General features: G+C 62.2%; 20 protein-coding genes. 11 read left to right on the top strand and 9 right to left on the bottom strand.

Annotated elements, in window-relative coordinates; genetic code table 11:
- Positions 1–17: 17 nt before the first annotated feature.
- Genes V2B23_RS12610 through V2B23_RS12600 form a run of 3 tightly spaced genes read left to right on the top strand, consistent with a single transcriptional unit; the run spans position 18 to position 3386 of the window.
- The gene (locus V2B23_RS12610) at positions 18–1592 is read left to right on the top strand and encodes a flavin-containing monooxygenase (RefSeq protein WP_430950632.1); all 1575 of its coding nucleotides are present in this window, start codon (positions 18–20) and stop codon (positions 1590–1592) included.
- Positions 1589–2419, top strand: coding sequence for an SDR family NAD(P)-dependent oxidoreductase (locus V2B23_RS12605; RefSeq protein ID WP_430950631.1), 831 nt, complete (start codon positions 1589–1591; stop codon positions 2417–2419). The genes V2B23_RS12610 and V2B23_RS12605 overlap by 4 nt, the downstream gene beginning before the upstream one ends.
- A 34-nt stretch (positions 2420–2453) precedes the next feature.
- Entirely contained in the window at positions 2454–3386 is a 933-nt protein-coding gene (locus tag V2B23_RS12600; RefSeq protein ID WP_430950630.1) for an alpha/beta hydrolase, read from the top strand.
- Here V2B23_RS12600 and V2B23_RS12595 read toward each other — a convergent pair.
- Positions 3380–4276 carry a glycine betaine ABC transporter substrate-binding protein gene (locus V2B23_RS12595; protein ID WP_430950629.1) on the bottom strand — a complete coding sequence of 299 codons (897 nt, stop codon included), beginning with the start codon at positions 4274–4276 and terminating at the stop codon, positions 3380–3382. The two genes, V2B23_RS12600 and V2B23_RS12595, sit on opposite strands and share 7 nt — an antisense overlap.
- A 153-nt stretch (positions 4277–4429) precedes the next feature.
- On the opposite strand from V2B23_RS12595, the gene V2B23_RS12590 reads away from it, so the two are divergent.
- The 4 genes from V2B23_RS12590 to V2B23_RS12575 are packed head-to-tail and all read left to right on the top strand — an operon-like array spanning position 4430 to position 7896.
- A complete protein-coding gene (locus V2B23_RS12590; protein WP_430950628.1) occupies positions 4430–5371 on the top strand; it encodes an ABC transporter substrate-binding protein in 942 nt (313 codons plus the stop codon).
- A gap of 5 nt (positions 5372–5376) precedes the next feature.
- The gene (locus V2B23_RS12585; protein WP_430950627.1) at positions 5377–6522 is read left to right on the top strand and encodes an ABC transporter ATP-binding protein; all 1146 of its coding nucleotides are present in this window, start codon (positions 5377–5379) and stop codon (positions 6520–6522) included.
- A gap of 4 nt (positions 6523–6526) precedes the next feature.
- A complete protein-coding gene (locus V2B23_RS12580) occupies positions 6527–7210 on the top strand; it encodes an ABC transporter permease (RefSeq protein ID WP_430950626.1) in 684 nt (227 codons plus the stop codon).
- Positions 7207–7896: an ABC transporter permease gene (locus tag V2B23_RS12575; RefSeq protein ID WP_430950625.1), complete on the top strand. Its 690-nt coding sequence runs from the start codon at positions 7207–7209 to the stop codon at positions 7894–7896. Before V2B23_RS12580 ends, V2B23_RS12575 begins: the two co-directional genes overlap by 4 nt.
- Before the next feature lie 69 nt (positions 7897–7965).
- Here V2B23_RS12575 and V2B23_RS12570 read toward each other — a convergent pair whose 3' ends face one another.
- The 4 genes from V2B23_RS12570 to V2B23_RS12555 all read right to left on the bottom strand — a co-directional run bounded on the left by V2B23_RS12570 (position 7966) and on the right by V2B23_RS12555 (position 11334).
- Entirely contained in the window at positions 7966–9159 is a 1194-nt protein-coding gene (locus V2B23_RS12570) for an NAD(P)-dependent malic enzyme (protein WP_092807254.1), read from the bottom strand.
- 298 nt (positions 9160–9457) lie between these two features.
- On the bottom strand, positions 9458–9865 hold the full coding sequence (locus tag V2B23_RS12565; RefSeq protein ID WP_430950624.1) for a hypothetical protein: 408 nt from the start codon (positions 9863–9865) through the stop codon (positions 9458–9460).
- 3 nt (positions 9866–9868) lie between these two features.
- On the bottom strand, positions 9869–10483 hold the full coding sequence (locus V2B23_RS12560) for a MarC family protein (RefSeq protein WP_430950713.1): 615 nt from the start codon (positions 10481–10483) through the stop codon (positions 9869–9871).
- Positions 10480–11334, bottom strand: a complete 855-nt coding sequence (locus V2B23_RS12555) for a PHP domain-containing protein (protein ID WP_430950623.1) — start codon at positions 11332–11334, stop codon at positions 10480–10482. The genes V2B23_RS12560 and V2B23_RS12555 overlap by 4 nt, the downstream gene beginning before the upstream one ends.
- 120 nt (positions 11335–11454) lie before the next feature.
- Between V2B23_RS12555 and V2B23_RS12550 the strand changes: the two genes are divergently transcribed.
- Positions 11455–12525 (top strand): magnesium and cobalt transport protein CorA, encoded by a 1071-nt coding sequence (locus V2B23_RS12550; protein ID WP_430950621.1) that lies wholly within the window; start codon positions 11455–11457, stop codon positions 12523–12525.
- Between the two features lie 136 nt (positions 12526–12661).
- Complete coding sequence (locus V2B23_RS12545; RefSeq protein WP_033234597.1) at positions 12662–13114, top strand: SRPBCC family protein; 453 nt, start codon at positions 12662–12664, stop codon at positions 13112–13114.
- 36 nt (positions 13115–13150) lie between these two features.
- On the opposite strand, the gene V2B23_RS12540 is transcribed toward V2B23_RS12545, so the two are convergent.
- The 4 genes from V2B23_RS12540 to V2B23_RS12525 all read right to left on the bottom strand — a co-directional run bounded on the left by V2B23_RS12540 (position 13151) and on the right by V2B23_RS12525 (position 16511).
- Positions 13151–13735 (bottom strand): suppressor of fused domain protein, encoded by a 585-nt coding sequence (locus tag V2B23_RS12540; RefSeq protein ID WP_430950620.1) that lies wholly within the window; start codon positions 13733–13735, stop codon positions 13151–13153.
- Positions 13736–13807: 72 nt separating this feature from the next.
- The gene (locus tag V2B23_RS12535; RefSeq protein ID WP_430950619.1) at positions 13808–14914 is read right to left on the bottom strand and encodes a winged helix DNA-binding domain-containing protein; all 1107 of its coding nucleotides are present in this window, start codon (positions 14912–14914) and stop codon (positions 13808–13810) included.
- 32 nt (positions 14915–14946) lie between these two features.
- Positions 14947–15441, bottom strand: coding sequence for a general stress protein (locus V2B23_RS12530; protein ID WP_033234426.1), 495 nt, complete (start codon positions 15439–15441; stop codon positions 14947–14949).
- A 107-nt stretch (positions 15442–15548) separates the two neighbouring features.
- Positions 15549–16511: an HpcH/HpaI aldolase/citrate lyase family protein gene (locus V2B23_RS12525; protein WP_033234427.1), complete on the bottom strand. Its 963-nt coding sequence runs from the start codon at positions 16509–16511 to the stop codon at positions 15549–15551.
- Positions 16512–16601: 90 nt separating this feature from the next.
- Between V2B23_RS12525 and V2B23_RS12520 the strand changes: the two genes are divergently transcribed.
- Both V2B23_RS12520 and V2B23_RS12515 read left to right on the top strand, forming a co-directional pair.
- A complete protein-coding gene (locus V2B23_RS12520) occupies positions 16602–17888 on the top strand; it encodes a magnesium transporter MgtE N-terminal domain-containing protein (RefSeq protein WP_430950618.1) in 1287 nt (428 codons plus the stop codon).
- Complete coding sequence (locus V2B23_RS12515; RefSeq protein ID WP_430950617.1) at positions 17885–18421, top strand: DUF1003 domain-containing protein; 537 nt, start codon at positions 17885–17887, stop codon at positions 18419–18421. The genes V2B23_RS12520 and V2B23_RS12515 overlap by 4 nt, the downstream gene beginning before the upstream one ends.
- Positions 18422–18459: the final 38 nt, after the last annotated feature.

Raw genomic sequence — 18459 nt, 5'->3', positions numbered from 1 at the left:
GGCATATCGTTCCATACATGAGTCTCCCAGTTACAGATACTTCAGCATCTGCCGCGGATACGCGCTACGTGAACACGCTGATCATCGGCAGCGGTTTTGCCGGCCTCGGCGCTGCCATCAAACTGGCTCAGGCCGGGATCACCGACTACGTAGTGGTCGAGCGAGGCAACGACGTCGGCGGAACCTGGCGTGACAACAGCTACCCGGGCGCCGCGTGCGACGTGCCGTCGCATTTGTACTCGTACTCGTTTGCCCTCAACCCAGAGTGGACGCGTTCCTTCTCCACTCAGCCCGAGATCTACAAGTACATCCAGTCCGTGGCCAACCGCCACAAGGTACTCGACAAGCACATCTTCGGCTGCGACGTGCTCTCCGCGAACTGGGACAACGAGCGCGCGCACTGGAAGGTCTCCACCACCAAGGGCGAGTTCGTTGCCAAGATCGTCGTGTCGGCTGTTGGCGCGCTGTGCGAGCCCGCCCTCCCCGACATCAAGGGCATCGACGGCTTCAAGGGCGAGATCTTCCACTCCTCACGCTGGAACCACGACGCCGACCTGACCGGCAAGCGCGTCGCGGTCATCGGTACCGGAGCGTCGGCCATCCAGATCGTCCCCGCCATCGGCAAGAAGGTGTCACACCTGGACGTGTACCAGCGCACCGCGCCGTGGATCCTGCCCCGCGCAGATCGCGAGTACACCAAGATCGAGCACCTCGCGTTCAAGTACCTCCCCGGTTTCCAGAAGCTGTGCCGCACCGGCATTTACTGGATGCGCGAGACCCAGGTTGTCGGCCTGGCCAAGGCGCCGATCTTCATGAAGCCCTTGCAGTTTGCCGCCGAGCGTCATCTGAAGGCCCAGATCAAGGACAAGGCTCTTCGCAAGAAGGTCACCCCCAACTTCCAGATCGGCTGCAAGCGCATGCTGATCTCCAACAACTACTTCCCCACCCTTGCCCAGGACAACGTCGATCTGGTGACCGAAGGTATCGAGGAAGTCACCGCCACCGGCATCGTGTCGAAGACGGGAACCACGCGTGAGATCGACGCCATCGTCGTGGCCACCGGTTTCCACGTCACCGATTCCCCCACCTTCGCGGGAATCTTCGGCAAGGACGGACGCTCGCTCGCCGAGGTCTTCGAGGACACCGGCATGCAGGGCTACAAGGGCGCAGCCGTAGCCAACTTCCCCAACATGTTCTTCCTCGTCGGCCCCAACACCGGCCTCGGTCACTCGTCCATGGTGTTCATGATCGAATCGCAGCTCAACTACCTCGTCGACGCGATCGCCACCATCGACAAGTACGACATCGGCACCATCGAGGTTCGCAGCGACAAGCAGGAGAAGTACAACAAGGACCTGCAGGCAGCGATGTCCAAGAGCGTCTGGAACAACGGCGGTTGCGCCAGTTGGTACATGGACAAGCACGGAAACAACACCACTCTGTGGCCCGGTTTCACCTTCCAGTTCCGCAATGCCACCAAGCATTTCGACCTCGCGGCGTACCGTAGTGTCGCCACGTCGGATCTCGGTGCAGTCGGCACCGCGACCACTTCACAGATCGACCTCGACGACGAGAAGGCAGTAGCACAATGAGCGATTTTGCAGGCAAGGTTGTTGTCATCACCGGAGCGGGGTCGGGCATCGGCCGCGCACTCGCACTGAACCTGGCCGGACAGGGCGCAAAGTTGGCGATCTCCGACGTCGACACCGTCGGCCTCACCGAGACCACCCGTCTCGCGGAAGCTCTTGGTGCCCAGGTGAAGTCGGACCACCTCGACGTCACCCAGCGTGAAGCGGTTCTCGAGTACGCCGATGCTGTTGCCGCCCACTTCGGCAAGATCAACCAGATCTACAACAATGCGGGTATCGCCTACCACGGCAGCTTCGAGAAGTCCGAATTCAAGGACTTCGAACGCGTCATGGATGTCGACTTCTGGGGAGTTGTCAACGGCACCAAGGCATTCCTGCCGCATGTCATCGCGTCGGGCGACGGTCATATCATCAACATCTCGAGCCTGTTCGGGTTGCTGTCAATGCCCGGTCAGAGTGCATACAACTCGGCAAAGTTCGCAGTTCGCGGCTTCACCGAGTCACTGCGCCAGGAGATGCTGATCGCCAAGAACCCGGTGAAGGTGACCTGCGTGCACCCCGGCGGAATCAAGACGGCCATCGCGCGCAACGCCACTGCCGGACCAGGCGAGGACCTCGCCTCGTTCTCCGAGTTCTTCGATCGCAAGTTGGCACGCACCACTCCCGAGGATGCCGCCAAGACCATCGTGAACGGAGTTCGCAAGGGCAAGCCGCGCGTCCTCATCGGCATGGACGCCATCGCACTCGACGCCTGGGTCCGCCTGGTCGGTTCGGGATACCAACGCGTCGTGGCAACCATCGCCGGCCGCGTGATGCCGAAGTCCCACTGAGCTTTCCACTTTCACACAGTCAGGAGCCCTGCCGGTGAGCACGTTCACCCTTCCGCTACCCATGGTCGCCTTCTTGTTGAAGCCGTACTTCCGTCTGGCATTCAACTCGCGACTGCCGTATCGGGTTCAGCGTTTACTGCTCGAGGCAGGAGCTCCCCTGCAGCAGATTCCAGCGGGCGCCGTCGTGCGCCCGCTGGAACTCGCCTGCCGACCCGCCGAGCGGATCACGGTCGGAGCCACCGAGCGCCCGTCGGCAGTGCTGTACTTGCACGGCGGCGCATACACGCTGGGTTCACTCAACACACACCGCAGCCTGGCCGCCCACCTGGCACGCGAATCTTCCCGAGCTGTCTTCACGTTGGACTACCGGCTCGCTCCGGAAAATCCTTATCCCGCAGCCCTCGACGACGCAGCAGCGGCGTACATGCAACTGATCACCGAATTCGGCTACCGACCCGAGCAGGTTGCCATTGCCGGCGACAGCGCCGGTGGCGGTTTGGCGGTGGCAACGGCACTTCGCCTCATCGAGCGTCACGGCGTACAGCCCGGGGCATTGGCACTGATCTCACCCTGGGTGGACCCCGGGGATCGCAGCGCCGGGAAGAAAGCCGATCTGGTCGTCAACACCGGCTGGTCGTTCGACGCCGCCGACGCCTATCTCGGGCACGGCAACTGCACAGATCCCGGCTACGCACCCATTCATGGAAACCTCGAAACACTGCCGCCCACAAGGATTCACATCGGATCGGGTGAAGTTCTCTACCCGCAGGTCGTGGAATTCGCGGACAAGCTCGCCGCGGCCGGCGTCGACGTGTCACTGGTCGAATACGCACGGTTGTGGCATGTCGCGCACGCCCAGGCGTCGCTGGTCTCGGAAGCCGCCGACGCGGTAGCCGATCTGGGGCAGTTCCTGGAATCACACGGCGCCAGGGCCGCCGCCAATTCAGCCGATGCGGCCCCTCATTGACGTGTGTCCCACCAGGATCGCGCCACCGCTGACGGCGTTGCCTGCCCTCGTCGGACCTGGTCGATCATTTCGGCAAGGTCCGTCGTGGACAGTTCACCCGCAACAACACTGAGCGCTTTGACAGCGCGGTCACTCAAGGCACCGGTCCGAAACAGTGGAACGACGTTCTGCGCGGCCAGGATGTGATCCGGATCGGCCAGCACTGTGACAGCGGTGGACTGAGCCAGGGGCGAGAGCGTCGTAGTTCCGAAGGCGGTGGGTTCCGTCGCAGCAGTGTCCGATATGTCGGCTGCCGATTGTTCGACTCGCGCAAAGGTGCAATCGGCGCCTTCCGCCAATTGTTCCAGTGCACCATCTTCGACAAATCGTGGTGATACGACGGCAACGGTTTCGGCACACGAAGGTGCAAATGCCTCGAGGGTGCGCGCCGGAGTCTGCGATGCGGCATCGCCTCCCAGCACCACGACGGCCCGGTCTTCTGCGGTTGCGTAGTCTGCAACCGAAAGACCCTCGGGCAGAGAACGACTCAACGCTTCGAAGACGTCGTCAGCGGTGCGGGCCGGATTCTGCGGTTCGTAGTAAGTAAGAAGCGAACCGGTGAACTCGGGTACCAACGTCACACGCGCGGCATCGAGCGCGGCGAGTGCGTCCGACCGTCCGCCGCCGAGTTCCTCGACTCGGCTGGGCACCCCTGAGGATGCCAACACGGTTGCATACACCTCGGCAAGGACCGAACCCTCCGCAGACTCCCCCGCCGCCACGACTACCTGCTCGGTCGCGGCAGTGGAGTTGTTCCCTATTACCGAATCACCGGTGCTGCATCCGGCCAGAACGGGCAGGACCAGCACTGCTGCAACAACTGTCGAATACCTCGCACGTGCAGATAGCACCGAACCCTCACATTCCGTTCGCACTGATCGAATACCGTGCCTTGTCGGTACCTATCGTTACACTTGCCTGGCGATGCGCGGTAACCAGTCCTACTCGAGTTCCACTCGGGTGACGGAAATGGTTGTCGACGCCCGAAACACGGAAGGACGCACATGCGCACCTCACGATTTCGTTCCAGCCGTCTGCTCGTAGCAGCGGCAACCGTCATCTCACTCGCCGCGCTCACTGCGTGTGGCAGCAGTGACAACAGCGACGTCAGTTCGGACCCCAACACCGTCGTCGTGGGTTCGGCAAACTTCACCGAGTCCGAGATCATTGCCAACATCTATGCGGAAGCACTTCGCGTCAACGGATTCGACGTGTCCACTTCGTTCAACATCGGTAGCCGCGAGGGCTACATTCCGGCGTTGAAGGACGGCTCGATCACCCTCATTCCCGATTACACGGGCAATCTTCTTCAGTATCTGGATCCCGCCGCCACCGCGACCAGTTCCGAGGACGTCCTGGCCGCTCTGCCGGCCGCGTTGGGTAGCGAACTAGCCATCACCACGCCCGCGTCGGCGGAGGACAAAGATGCCGTTGTCGTCACCAAAGAAACGGCCGACAAGTGGAATCTGAAGACCATCGCCGACCTGGCGCCGCATTCCGCCGAGGTCAAGTTCGGCGCACCGGCAGAATTCCAGGAGCGTCCCGTCGGTCTGCCCGGATTGAAGGCAACCTACGGACTCGACATCTCGGCCTCCAATTTTGTCCCGATCGCGGACGGCGGTGGCCCGGCAACGGTCAACTCCCTTGCGTCCGGTGACATCACCGCCGCAAACATTTTCACGACGTCGGCGTCGATTCCGGCCAACAACTTTGTTGTCCTCGAAGACCCGAAGAACAATTTCCCCGCCCAGAACGTCGTGCCGGTGCTGCGCGCCTCAGCATCGTCCGACAAGCTTGCCGCCGTTCTCGACGCAGTCTCGGCAAAGCTGACCACCGAAGAACTGCTCGAGCTCAACGTGGCGGTATCGGGTGACGCCAAGACGGAACCAGCCGCAGCAGCCAAGGCGTGGATCTCGGCTCAGGGCCTCGACAAGCCGGTCTCGTAACCCACGTGATCACCTTCGAGGGAGTCACCAAACAGTTCCCGGACGGCACCACCGCAGTTGATCGACTCGATCTCAGCATCGAGGCCGAGTCGTTCACGGTGTTTGTCGGTCCGTCCGGGTGTGGCAAGACCACGTCGATGCGGATGATCAACCGGATGATCACGCCCACGTCGGGCACAATCCGCGTCGACGGCCGCGACATCTCGCAGACCGACGCGGTGACACTGCGACTCGGCATCGGATACGTCATCCAGAATGCCGGGCTGTTGCCGCACCGGACCGTCGTCGACAACGTCGCGACGGTACCGGTGCTGCGAGGTGAATCTCGCCGCACCGCACGTAAAGCCGCGCTGGGTGTTCTCGAACGCGTTGGTCTCGATCCGTCACTGGCGACGCGTTACCCGGCGCAGCTGTCCGGCGGGCAGCAGCAGCGAGTGGGTGTCGCCCGCGCGTTGGCTGCCGATCCTCCGATTCTATTGATGGACGAACCTTTCAGCGCCGTCGATCCGGTGGTTCGCGAGGACCTGCAAACCGAAATGCTGCGTCTGCAAAGCGAACTGAAGAAGACCATCGTCTTTGTCACGCACGATATCGACGAAGCCGTCAAACTGGGCGACCACATCGCCGTCTTCGGTCCGGGCGGTCGCCTGCAGCAGGTGGCCGCGCCACGCGACGTATTGGCTGCGCCGGCTACGGATTTCGTGGCCGGTTTTGTCGGACGTGACCGCGGATATCGAGGACTGTCCTTCCGCAGCGCGGACGAGGTGCCGATGCATTCCATCCGGACGGCCACCGAGTTCGAACTGACATCCCTGAGACTCGAGCTGGGTGAATGGGTGCTCGTTGTCACCGAGACCGGTGCGCCCCAAGGCTGGATCGACGTCACCGGGGTCGAGGGCATTCGCGCCGGACACACTCTGGCACAGTCGACCTCGGCCGGCGGCTCTCTCTTCGGCCCGGGCGGCGACCTCCGGCAAGCGCTCGACGCGGCCATCTCGTCACCGTCGGGAATCGGTGTTGCCGTGGACGCCGAAGGCGCGGTGATCGGCGGCATTCTGGGCTCCGAGGTTGTGGCCAAATTGGCCGAGCAACGTCGGCGTGAGGACCAGGAACGCAATCGACTCGCCTTCACCGAAGGATTCGGGGTGTAGCGGCGTGCGCTGGCTCATCGACAATTTCTCGACGGTTCTGGACTACACGCGGACACATCTGTATCTCGCGCTGGTGCCGTTGGCGGTCGGCTTGGTCATTGCCCTTCCCGTCGGCACGGCAATTCGGAATATCCGATGGCTGCGTCGAATCACGTTGACCCTGGCCAGCATTGCGTTCACCATTCCGTCATTGGCACTGTTTGTCACCATCCCGCAGATCTTCGGACTCAAGACACTCGATCCGCTCAATGTCATCATCGCGCTCAGTGTGTACTCGACAGCACTGCTCGTCCGCGCGGTCCCGGAAGCATTGGATTCGGTGCCCGCCAACGTCATCGATGCCTCGACGGCCATCGGCTTCACCGCAGTACGCCGGGCGTTGACCGTCGAACTGCCCCTTGCGTTGCCGGTTCTGATCGCAAATGTCAGAGTGATTGCGGTGACTAACATTTCGCTGGTGTCGGTGGGTTCACTGATCGGAATCGGCGGGCTCGGAGTTCTGTTCAAACAGGGCTACGACCGCAACTACCCCGACCAGATCGTGGCCGGCATCATCGCCATCGTCGTCCTGGCACTGGCCCTCGACTTGATCCTGTATCTGCTCGGCAGGTTCCTGACCCCGTGGACCAGAACTCCGTCCGCATCGAAGGTTCCCGCGATCGTCACAGCCGAAGGTGAGCCGGTATGAGTATCTTCACCGGTGCGTGGGAGTACATCACCAATCCTGACAACTGGAGTGGCGATACGGGAATCGGCACCCGCATCCTGCAACACCTCTGGTACAGCCTGCTGGCCGTCGCCCTGGCCGCGGTGATCGCGGTCCCGATCGGCCTGATCATCGGGCATCTGCGACGCGGGCAGATCGTGGTGGTCAGTCTTGTCAACGCTCTGCGTTCGCTGCCCACACTCGGCTTGCTGACGTTCCTCGTCCTCCTCATGGGACTGGGAGTGATGCCCCCGATTCTCGCGCTGGTCATCCTCGGCATTCCGCCACTGCTGGCCGGAACGTATGCCGGCATCGCCAGTGTCGACCGTGACGTCGTCGACGCGGCGCGCGCAATGGGGATGACCGAGACGCAAGTGCTCCTGCGCGTCGAGGTTCCCAATGCGCTTCCGCTCATTCTGGGCGGGCTCCGAAACGCCACACTGCAAGTCATCGCGACCGCGACTGTTGCCGCCTACGTCAACCTGGGCGGCATCGGACGGTACATCTTCGACGGGATCGCGTTGTACAAGTACGACCGCGTTGTTGTCGGCGCAATCTTGGTCGCGGTGGTTGCGTTTGTCGTGGACGGCCTACTCGCACTGGTGGTCTGGGCTTCCGTCCCGGGAACCGGCAGACTGCGACGCACCCCGAACCTCGCAGGCGCGTAACTGCACACGCAAAAGCCCCGACCGAAACCTTGTGTGCGGGTTTCGATCGGGGCTTTCGAGGAGTCCCTCTTAGCTGGTCACGCCCTCAGCATGCGCTGCGGCCGCGACGGCTTCCGCAACTGCGGTCGCCACGCGAGGGTCGAGCGGGCTCGGAACAATCTTGTCCACGGCCAACTCGTCGCCGACCACCGACAGGATCGCCTCGGCGGCAGCGAGCTTCATACCTTCGGTGATACGACGGGCACCGGCGTCGAGCGCGCCCTTGAACACACCGGGGAAGGCAAGCACATTGTTGATCTGGTTCGGGAAGTCACTACGACCCGTAGCCACGATCGCCGCGTACTTCGACGCGGTCTCGGGGTGAATCTCCGGATCCGGGTTCGAGAGCGCAAACACGATCGACTCCGGAGCCATCGACGCGATGAGCTCCTCGGGGATCTTGCCGGCCGAAACACCGAGGAAGACATCCGCACCGGCCAAAGCCTCGACGGCACCGCCGTGGACGCTGCGCGGGTTGGTGCGCGACGCCAGCTCTACCTTGATGTCGTTGAGGTCGCTGCGTTCGCTCGAGATGATGCCCTTCGAGTCGAGCACGACGACGTCGCTGATACCTGCGGCGAGCAGGATGTTCGCACACGCGACACCCGCTGCGCCCGCACCGGAGATGACAACCTTGAGCGTGGTGATGTCGCGACTCTGCACCTTCACTGCGCCCTTGAGCGCGGCGAGAACCACAATCGCGGTGCCGTGCTGATCGTCATGCATGACGGGGCAGTCGAGTGCCTCGATGACCCGCTTTTCGATCTCGAAGCAGCGCGGCGCCGAGATGTCCTCGAGGTTGACCGCGCCGAAGCTCGGACGCAGACGGATCAGGGTCTCGACAATCGCGTCGGGATCGGTGGTGTCGAGCACCAGCGGGATGGAGTTGAGTCCGGCAAAGCTCTTGAAGAGTGCGGACTTGCCTTCCATGACGGGCAACGATGCGCGGGGTCCGATATCGCCCAAACCGAGAACTGCCGTGCCGTCACTGACCACGACGACCAGTCGATTGGTCCACGTGTAGCGATCGGCAAGGGTCTCGTCAGCTGCGATGGCACGGCTCACCTGAGCCACACCCGGCGTGTACGCGATCGACAGGGCGCGCTGCGTATCGAGCGGCGCGGTGGTCTCGACCGACAGTTTGCCACCGACGTGAGCGGCAAAGATTTCTTCGTCGGTCAGCTCGACCTTGGGTACGTTGATGGCTTCAGTCACAAGGGACACAATGACACTCCTGATATGACCAGCCGCACTCGGGGCTGGGTTACTGGGAAGTAGTGATCTGACGGCCGAAAAAGAACGTTAGCAACGGTCAGAGTCTTTTCTTCCGCGAACAACTACAGAGAAGAAGAGCATTCGGGTGCGCGAGAAAGTTGGCCGCAATACATCCGAAGCGTCATGGTGTTGGGCGGGTGAGCCCTGGCAGATCCATGCAAATTCTTCATGGCCGGGCTGTGGCGCCGCCTACGAAGTCCCTCCAGTTTGCCACCTGCGCGCGATCACAATCAAATCCTTCGGTTTCCTAACCCCACCACTGCGTCACCAGCAGCACCCCGGCGGTGACGAGCACAACCACGGACGCGGCTATTGCGGCAAGGCCGCGGTGACGGTCACAAAAGATCTGAGCGACCAGTGCAACTACCGACGCCACGATGTGCGCGGTGATCGATGTGGTGCCCGGCCCGGGGAAGCCCCGATTGCCTCCCAGATACGCCGACGCGATCACCACGACGGTAAGAACAACGATTCCAGCCGCGACAGTCCCGCTGAGGGCACGCAGACCACGAATCAACGCCCACTGCTTGGTGTCCGGAGCATCGTAGTAATCGTCGTAGCGGTCGTCGTAGTCGTACGAGTTGTCGTCCCGGTACCCGTCGTAGTTGTTGTCGTAGCCGCTGTTGTTGTCGTAGCCGTTGTTGTCGTAAGTCACGATCTACGCTCCCGTGATGAATCCGCGGACGGACTCCGCGATGAGTTGAACGGCGATGGCGGCAAGCAGTAAACCTGCGATGCGGGCGAGCAGCGAAATTCCACCGACACCGAGCACACGTATCAAGGCGGTCGAGAATCGCAGCACGATGAACAGAACGAGGTGAATCGAGATGATCGCCAAGGCGATCGCAAGGTACGACGCCGCGTCCCCGTCTGCCTGGGCGACAAAGACGATGACCGCGGCGATCGCGCCGGGCCCGGCCATCATGGGCGTACCCAGCGGAACCAGGGCCACGTTGACGTCGTCGGCGCCCTGCGGACGGTTGGACGTCTTGCCGGTGAGTAGTTCGAGAGCGATCAGCAGCAAAAGCAACCCGCCTGCGCCCTGCAACGCAGGTATGCCGATGTGCAGGTAGTTGAGGATTGCCTGCCCGCCGCCCGCGAAGACGGAAATAACGGCAAGTGACACTGCCGGGGCCTGCCAGGCCGCGCGGTTACGGTCGGCACGGTCCTTGCGGCCGACCAGGGACAGGAACACCGGAATGACTCCGGGTGGGTCCATGATGACAAAGAGGGTGATGAAAACCGTGAGGTAGAGCGTCGTATCCAACATCAGTGTTTCAGCACCTCGACGCCTGTTGCCGCGGACATCAGTTCCTCGAAGTCTGCCGGGTCGGTGAGCTCGTCGCCGAGGCCGATCGTCTTGTTGTCTCCGTGGTAGTCAGATGATCCGGTCACCGCGAGGCCGAGGTCGCCTGCCAGTCCGCGCAGGAGAGTCCGATCTGCGGGCACATGATCCGGGTGATCGACTTCGAGTCCGCCGAGTCCCGATGCCGCCAGATCACGAATGTGGCCCAGGGCAAGAACGCGACCACGGGTGCGCGCACGACCGTGAGCGAGCACCGTCACTCCCCCTGCCGCTGTGACCAGTTCGACGGCGTAGTCGATCGGCGTGTCGTATTTCGGGACGTCGTAGCGCCCTCGGGTTGCCAGCAGGTCATCGAAGGCTTCACCGATGCTCGAGACCACGCCGGCCCGCAGCAATGCGGCGGCGATGTGCGGGCGCCCCACAGAAGGACCGGCGGAGGCGAGGATCTCGTCCGGGTCGATCGGCAGCCCGTCGCGGGCCATCAGAGTTGCCATCGTGCGGATTCTTTCGACCCGTTCGCCGCGTAGCCGCTCGCGTTCCTTGGCGAACTCGGGGTGGTCCGGATCGAACAAGTACGCGAGGAGGTGCACTGCAACCGGCCACCCGTCCTCACCTTGGCCTTCACACGACATTTCCATGCCACGGACGAGTCCGAGTCCGGCAGGCAGTGCGCGCTCCGCCTCCGCCCAGCCTGCAGTGGTGTCGTGATCGGTGAGCGCGACAACATCGAGTCCGGAATGGGCAGCGCCGCGCACCAGTTCGGCGGGGGTGTCCGTGCCGTCGGATGCGTTGGAGTGGGTGTGAAGGTCTATTCGCACCGCTCCAGTCTGTCAGCAATCCGCAAGACCATCTCGCTCCGGTCGATTGCCTGAGATCCTGACGTACGATTGCGCGGCAGCAATAGTGCGCTTCGCCTATCTGCGGAGGGAGTAGACACCGTGCCGTCACTACCGAACTGGTCGAACGGCAAATCAGCTCCGGCACCCTTGCCGAGGATTCCCGTCCCCGCTGCTCGTGCCATTGTGGATTGCGCCGTGTACGTGGACGGCACCAGGCTCCCGGGAAAGTTCACGCACAACGCCGCGCTCGACGAAGTGCGCCGACGCGGAAACGGATTCGTCTGGGTCGGAATCCATGCTCCCGATGAATCCCAGATGCAAGACGTGGCAAAGACTTTCGGCCTACACGAGTTGATGGTCGAGGATGCCGTCCACGCACACGAGCGACCCAAACTCGAACGCTACGACGACGTCATGTTTCTCGTCCTTCGAACCGTTGTCTACGTTCCGCACGATTCCGTGGAAACGGCTAATGAAATCGTGGAGACCGGCGAGATCATGGTGTTTGTCGGTCCCGATTTTGTCGTCACGGTCAGGCACGGTGACCATTCCGAACTGGCGAGTGTCCGCAAAGCCCTCGAACAGCTACCCGAGCGTCTCGCCATGGGACCGTGGTCCGTTCTCCATGCCATCACCGACCACGTCGTCGACACGTACCTGTCCGTGACCCAACTGGTGGAGCAGGACGTCGACAACATGGAAGAGTTGGTGTTCAACCCCCGTAACAGCGTGGCGGTTGAGCATATCTACCTGCTGAAACGGGAAATCGTCGAACTTCGGCGGTCGGTCACCCCGCTCGGCATGCCGCTCCTGCAACTGACACAACCCGCAGGCGGGTTGGTCCCCAAGGAGATCAGACGCTATTTCCGCGACGTGCGAGACCATCACACGATCGTCTCCGAACGCATCTCCGAGTACGACGAAGTGCTGAGTTCGCTCGTGGACGCTGCTCTGGCAAAGATCGCGGTGCAGCAGAACACCGACATGCGCAAGATTTCGGCATGGGTGGCTATCGCGGCCGTACCGACCGGAATTGCCGGCATCTACGGCATGAATTTCGAGAACATGCCGGAACTGGGTTCGCAGTACGGATATCCGATGGTGATGGTGTTTATCGCGTCGGTATGCGTCGGGTTGTTCTTTCTGTTCCGCCGAAACAACTGGCTCTGACTCTGTACTTAGCCACAGTGCAAGCGGACAATGAGTTGTGGGTACCAACACGTATCACGTGTACCCGCGGGTCCCTCGCATCGAAATCACCGCACCCGAAAAATACCTTGCCACAAGTAAATTCGGAGGAGCTACGATGCCTACAGTTGAGCAGTCAGTAATCGTTTCGCGCCCGGTTCCAGAAGTCTTTCAGTACCTCAGCACCGCTGAGAATTGGCCGAACTGGGACAACTCGATTGTCGAATCCCGGCAGATCACGGACGGCCCGATAGGAGTGGGGACCCGCTGGCAGGGAGCCAGCCGAATACTCGGCAAGCGCATCGACTGGACCGCCGAGTTCACGGAATACGATGCGCCCAAGCGAAGTTCGGCAAAGTCTGTCAAAAGCCCCGTCGCTTTCACACTGACCACAACGTGCGAGGAAGTCGAGAAGGGTACGCGCGTCACCTATCGACTCGACAGCGAAAGTGGTCTGGGCGGAGTGTTCGGCAGAATGGCAGACCCGCTCGTCACCAAGGCATTCGGCCGATCCCAGCAGGCCAGCCTGGAGAATCTGGCCGACCTTCTCGATAACGAAGCCGCACAATAAGATCGGAGCGACACGGCAATTAGAGCGACACGGCAGTTAGAGCGACGCCGCCGCTCGGTGCGGATCTCGGACGTCGATGCCCGCCTCAGCCCAGGCTTCACGTAGTGCGTCTGCACCGCGCAAGCGGACCCAGGCCGCTTCGGTACCGGTTATGGGGACCACGGCGAGGAACCGAACCGGATCCATCGGCTCGGGTAGCGTCAGATCTTCAATCCCACTGTCACTGAGAAGGACTGCAGTAAAAGCTGTGCCCTTCCACAGGGGTTCTCCGAGGTCGAGCAGCGCATCACCGAGTAACACGATGCCCTCGACCGACGGGGCGGCCGCCAGAACAGCCAACGTGCGCGCGATACCGGACGCAATTCCTGCGCCGCCGCGCAGCGAGAGCACCAGTTCCGCCCGCGGTCCGCGTGTGGGATCGGCAACCAGATCACCCGGATCGCCCATGGGGTGCCGCGAGCACCCCAGTGTTGCGTAGTGCACCACTGAGTCCGGAGATTCGAATCTGAGCACGTCCAGCGGCTCGACCCCCAGGAACGTCACCGAGGCCGCAGCCGGCTCCGGCCCCTCGATATTGGCAACGAGGTGCGCGCGGACGGAGGACACAACACTGTCAGACACGCGTCCATCTAAGCACCATCACGGCACTGATCGCAGCGCAGAGGCCCGGGCACCTCACAACCCCGGTACGAGCTACGTGAGAATTTCGACGGATATCTCGTGCTTGGAGATCGCCGGGTACACGAATCGCAGCAATGAACGCGCCTCCCTCTCGATCGACGACATGGCAGTTTTCGACTGCGTGGAAAACAACGACACCGTCAATCGCGCAGTGTCACCTTTCGCGGAATCCGCGGTGAATCCCACAACCTTCCCGCGCACCAGCACGGCGGGTTTGATTATTCCGTTCACCGTGAAGACCTGAGTTCGGTACTGCTCATCCATGATTCGCGAGCGATCCGCATGTGAGAGCAGAATGTTGTCGAACGGAGCCAGGATCCGGACCGGTGGTGTGCCCTCATCCGGGCGTGGGGCGTCTGGCAGGTCGAACAGTTCCGTCCCCTTCTCGTTCACGAAGGTAATCAGGTCCGGACGCAGTCGCTCGAAAACCTCTCCCAGCCTGGTTAATCCCGACCACGCCTGGGCGTCCTTCACGCTCGCCGGACCGAAGGCAGCGAGATAGCGCAACACCATTCCGTCTGGAACAGGAGTCGAATCCAGTTCCTTGCCCAGCCAACTGTCCAGTGTGGTCAACGCGGGTGGTCCCGATCTACCCCACAACCCGCGAGGTGGAACCTGGACCATCGGCAAGAGCCCCCTGATCCCGTGTGCGAGCCCTTCCGGCGAGCGCCCTGGAAAGCGTTCGGCCAGAAGCGGCCTCATCTGCATCTGAGTAAGTGGCCCCTCGGAAACAAGTTCGCGTCCGGCCTGCGCAAGAGCGGCCAGATCCATTCCGATCAGCGCCGCGCGGTGCGCGGTGTTGGTGTGCAGATCACGGTCCATGATCGACTGAACCGTGCCACGGAAGGATGCGGCATCTGCGGCCGACAATACAAATACCGTTCCGCGCATCGAAACCAGACGCACCACTTGCCGATTCTCGATCAGTGTCGACAACTCTTCTGCCGCAAAGTTTTTCACACGGGCCCACAGAGCAAGGTACGGCGGGGTCGGGGCCTGCGCCTGCAGACCGGCCAGATGTTCGATGGCTTCGAGGGCAGTGACGTCAGCCCGCTCGAGCAGGAACTGACGCGCGAGGGTCGCCCGACCGAGGGCGCGATCGGTCAGTACACGCGTCACGGTTCCCTGGCGCTCACCGTGCACTGGACCGATCAGATCGCGAGCTTTGCAAGGAGATCGCGGGCAGCCTCGGCTGTCTTCGGCTCACACAGTACGTCGTAGCGACCGGCCACCAACTGCATGGTCGAGGCGAAATCTCGCTGGCCACGCGTCGCTGCGTACGGGATGGTTGTGGTGATCACGCCGAAGATGATGCCGCCGACGATGCCCGTGATCAGTGGCCCGATGAAGCTGGTCGTGAAAAGCCCCAGGAGAAGGCCGAAGAACACGCCCAGCCACGCGCCGGATACCAGACCGCCACCGATCACCTTGGGCCACGTGAGCCGGCCGAGAACACGTTCGACCTGCATCAGATTCACACCGACGATGGTGACGTCCTGGACCGAGAATTCCTGATCGGACAGGTAATCGACGGCGCGCTGCGCCTCCGCATAGGTGGGGTACGACCCGATCGGCCAGCCCGAAGGTGGTGTCGGCAACGCTCCACGGCGCGAACCATTCGGCGATTGTGCGAGCGGATTGGACATGGGTGATCGTGCTCCTTGTTTCGGGCGCGTCATCCGTGGCTGAACAACGCGAGACCTACAAACCTATTGTGCCCTTTACCTACCCGATTTGTTTCGACCGCAGCTGATCAGGCGTGTTCTGGCGGAGTGAATTCCGTTGTCCGGGCCATACCCGCTGCCCGGCCTTTCGCGGAAATCACCAGAGCCATCTTGCGGCTTGCCTCGTCGATCATCTCGTCGCCGAGCATCACCGCTCCCCGCCCACCGCCGGCCGCAGAGGTGTGGAATGCGTAGGCGTCCAAGATCAATTCCGCGCGATCGTAATCCGATTGTCTGGGGCTGAACACCTCGTTGGCCGCCTCGATCTGCGTCGGGTGCAGTACCCATTTGCCGTCGAAACCCAATGCAGCGGTGCGGGCCGCGCTGCGAGTGAACGCCTCCACATCACGGATCTGGAGGTACGGACCGTCGATGGCCTGAACCCCGTGCGCCCGGGCAGCCATCAGAATGGTCATCAGGATGTGGTGATAGGCATCACCACGGTCGTAGCCGTCCGGCTGCTCTCCGACCACCAGGGTGCGCATGTTCAAGCTCGCCATGAAGTCTGCCGGCCCGAAGACCAACGCCTCGACCCGCGGACTGGCCGTGGCAATCGCGTCGATGTTGGTCAGGCCGATCGCGTTCTCGATCTGGGGTTCGATGCCGATTCGTCCCACTTCGAGGCCGTTGGCCTTCTCCACCTGGGTCAACAACAGATCAAGTGCCTGCACGTGGCTCGCGTCGGGAACTTTGGGCAGCAGAATCGCATCGAGGTGAGCGCCCGCCCGGCCAACGACCTCGACGACGTCGGCGTACGTCCATTCCGTGGTCCAGTCGTTCACCCGAACCACCTTGACCTGCTTGCCCCATCCGTCTTCGGCCAGCGCGTCACCGACAGCTTCACGTGCGGCCTGCTTCGCCAAAGGTGCGACCGCGTCTTCGAGATCGAGGAAGATCTCGTCGGCCGGCAGTCCCTTTGCCTTGTCGATCATCTTGCGACTGCTGCCGGGAACGGCAAGCACTGATCGGCGGGATCGGTTACGTGATGTCATCTCTTCTGAGTGCCCTTCACAGGTGTCGACTCTTACGTTTTCGGCGTCTCTGTTGCAGATATCGACGCGCGAGGAATTAGCCTTGCAATCATGGCAGCAGCAGGCAAGGTATTTGCAGCCAGGCTGGCCGGCCTGGTTGTCCTCGGCCCCGACGGTGAGTCGATCGGGCGAGTGCGCGATGTCGTGATCACCGTCCGCATCGGTCGCCAGCAACCGCGGGTGCTCGGTTTGGTGATCGAAATGTTTACGCGCAAACGCATTTTCGTTCCGATGTTGCGTGTCACCGCGATCGAACCGAGCGCCGTCACACTGACGACCGGCAACGTCAGTATCCGGCGATTCACCCAGCGCCCCGGCGAAGTTCTCGCTCTTGCGCAGGTACTCGATTCACATGTGCGAGTGGATGACCCGGAGTTGACCGAACTCCACGGCGTCGACGCCGTTGTCGTCGATCTTGGTATCGAATCGAGGCGCACCCGCGATTGGGTGGTGTCGAAGGTAGCGGTCCGTGGCCATCGCGGACGCCTGGGACGCCGGGCCGCGATCCACATCGTGGACTGGCAGCACGTTGCCGGACTTACCCAGAGTGACCTGTCACTACCGGGGCAGGGCGTCGCTCACCTGCTGCTGCAGTACGAGGGCATGCGTCCGGCCGACGTCGCCAATGCGATGCGTGAACTCCCGGAAAAGCGCCGACACGAGCTAGCCGTAGCTCTCGACGACGAGCGTCTCGCCGACGTCGTGCAGGAACTGCCCGCCGACGATCAGACCGATCTCCTCATGCACCTCGAAGTGGAACGGGCGGCCGACCTCCTCGAGGCGATGGACCCGGACGACGCCGCCGACCTCCTGGGCGAGTTGCCCGCAACCGAAGCGGAATCGTTGCTGCAGTTGATGGACCCGCAGGACTCGGAACCGGTGCGCCGACTCCTCGAACACTCCCCCGATACGGCTGGCGGTTTGATGACGCCGGAACCGGTGGTGCTGACGGCATCGACCACGGTGGCAGAGGCCCTCGCCCGGGCCCGCAATTACGACGTCACGCCCGCGTTGTCCAGCATGGTATTTGTCGTCCGCCCGCCGACGGCCACGCCGACGGGACGATACCTCGGGTGTGTTCACCTGCAGAAGTTGTTACGTGAACCGCCGACGAGCCTGGTCGGTGGAATTCTGGACAGCGACCTACCCAGTCTCGGGGCCGACGATTCGCTTGCTGTCGTGACGCGATACTTCGCGACGTACAACCTGGTGTGCGGACCGGTGGTGGACGACGAGAACCACTTGATCGGCGCGGTCACTGTCGACGACGTTCTCGATCATCTCCTGCCCGAGGACTGGCGCGAGGACGATTCCGACGACGAGGGGTTGGTCCGATGAGCGATCGGTCTTCCAGCGCTCGTCAGCGCCTCGAGACTCCCCGCGGGAGTCGGCGGTTCCACATCGACTTCGACGTCGAAGCGGTCGGCCGGGTCAGCGAGCGTATTGCGCGTTTCCTCGGCACCGGCCGCTACCTGGCGATTCAGACGATCATCGTCATCTTCTGGATCGCACTCAACGTCTTTGCGGTCAGCTTGCAGTGGGATCCCTACCCGTTCATCCTGCTCAATCTGGCGTTCTCGACGCAGGCCGCGTACGCGGCACCGTTGATCCTCCTGGCCCAGAATCGGCAGGAGAACCGAGACAAGGTCTCGCTCGAAGAGGACCGGATTCGCGCCGAACAGACCAAAGCCGACACCGAGTTTCTCGCCCGGGAACTCGCTGCCCTTCGTATCTCCCTCGGCGAAGTCGCGACTCGTGACTATCTGCGACGCGAACTCGACGAGATCAAATTGCTGCTCACCGCCGAACACGAACCGCCCCCGAAGAAGAAGCATCGCGAATCAGGTTCTTCAAAAAAAGAGTCACAATAGCCGGGATTCTTAGCTGAGGGTTTACTGAGTTTTGCTGC

Origin of the sequence: Rhodococcus sp. 24CO (genome assembly GCF_050586165.1) — a bacterium.
Taxonomy (GTDB): domain Bacteria; phylum Actinomycetota; class Actinomycetes; order Mycobacteriales; family Mycobacteriaceae; genus Rhodococcus_F.
The sequence above is the reverse complement of the archived record's forward strand: the minus strand, read 5'-3'. Positions and strand labels throughout refer to the sequence as shown.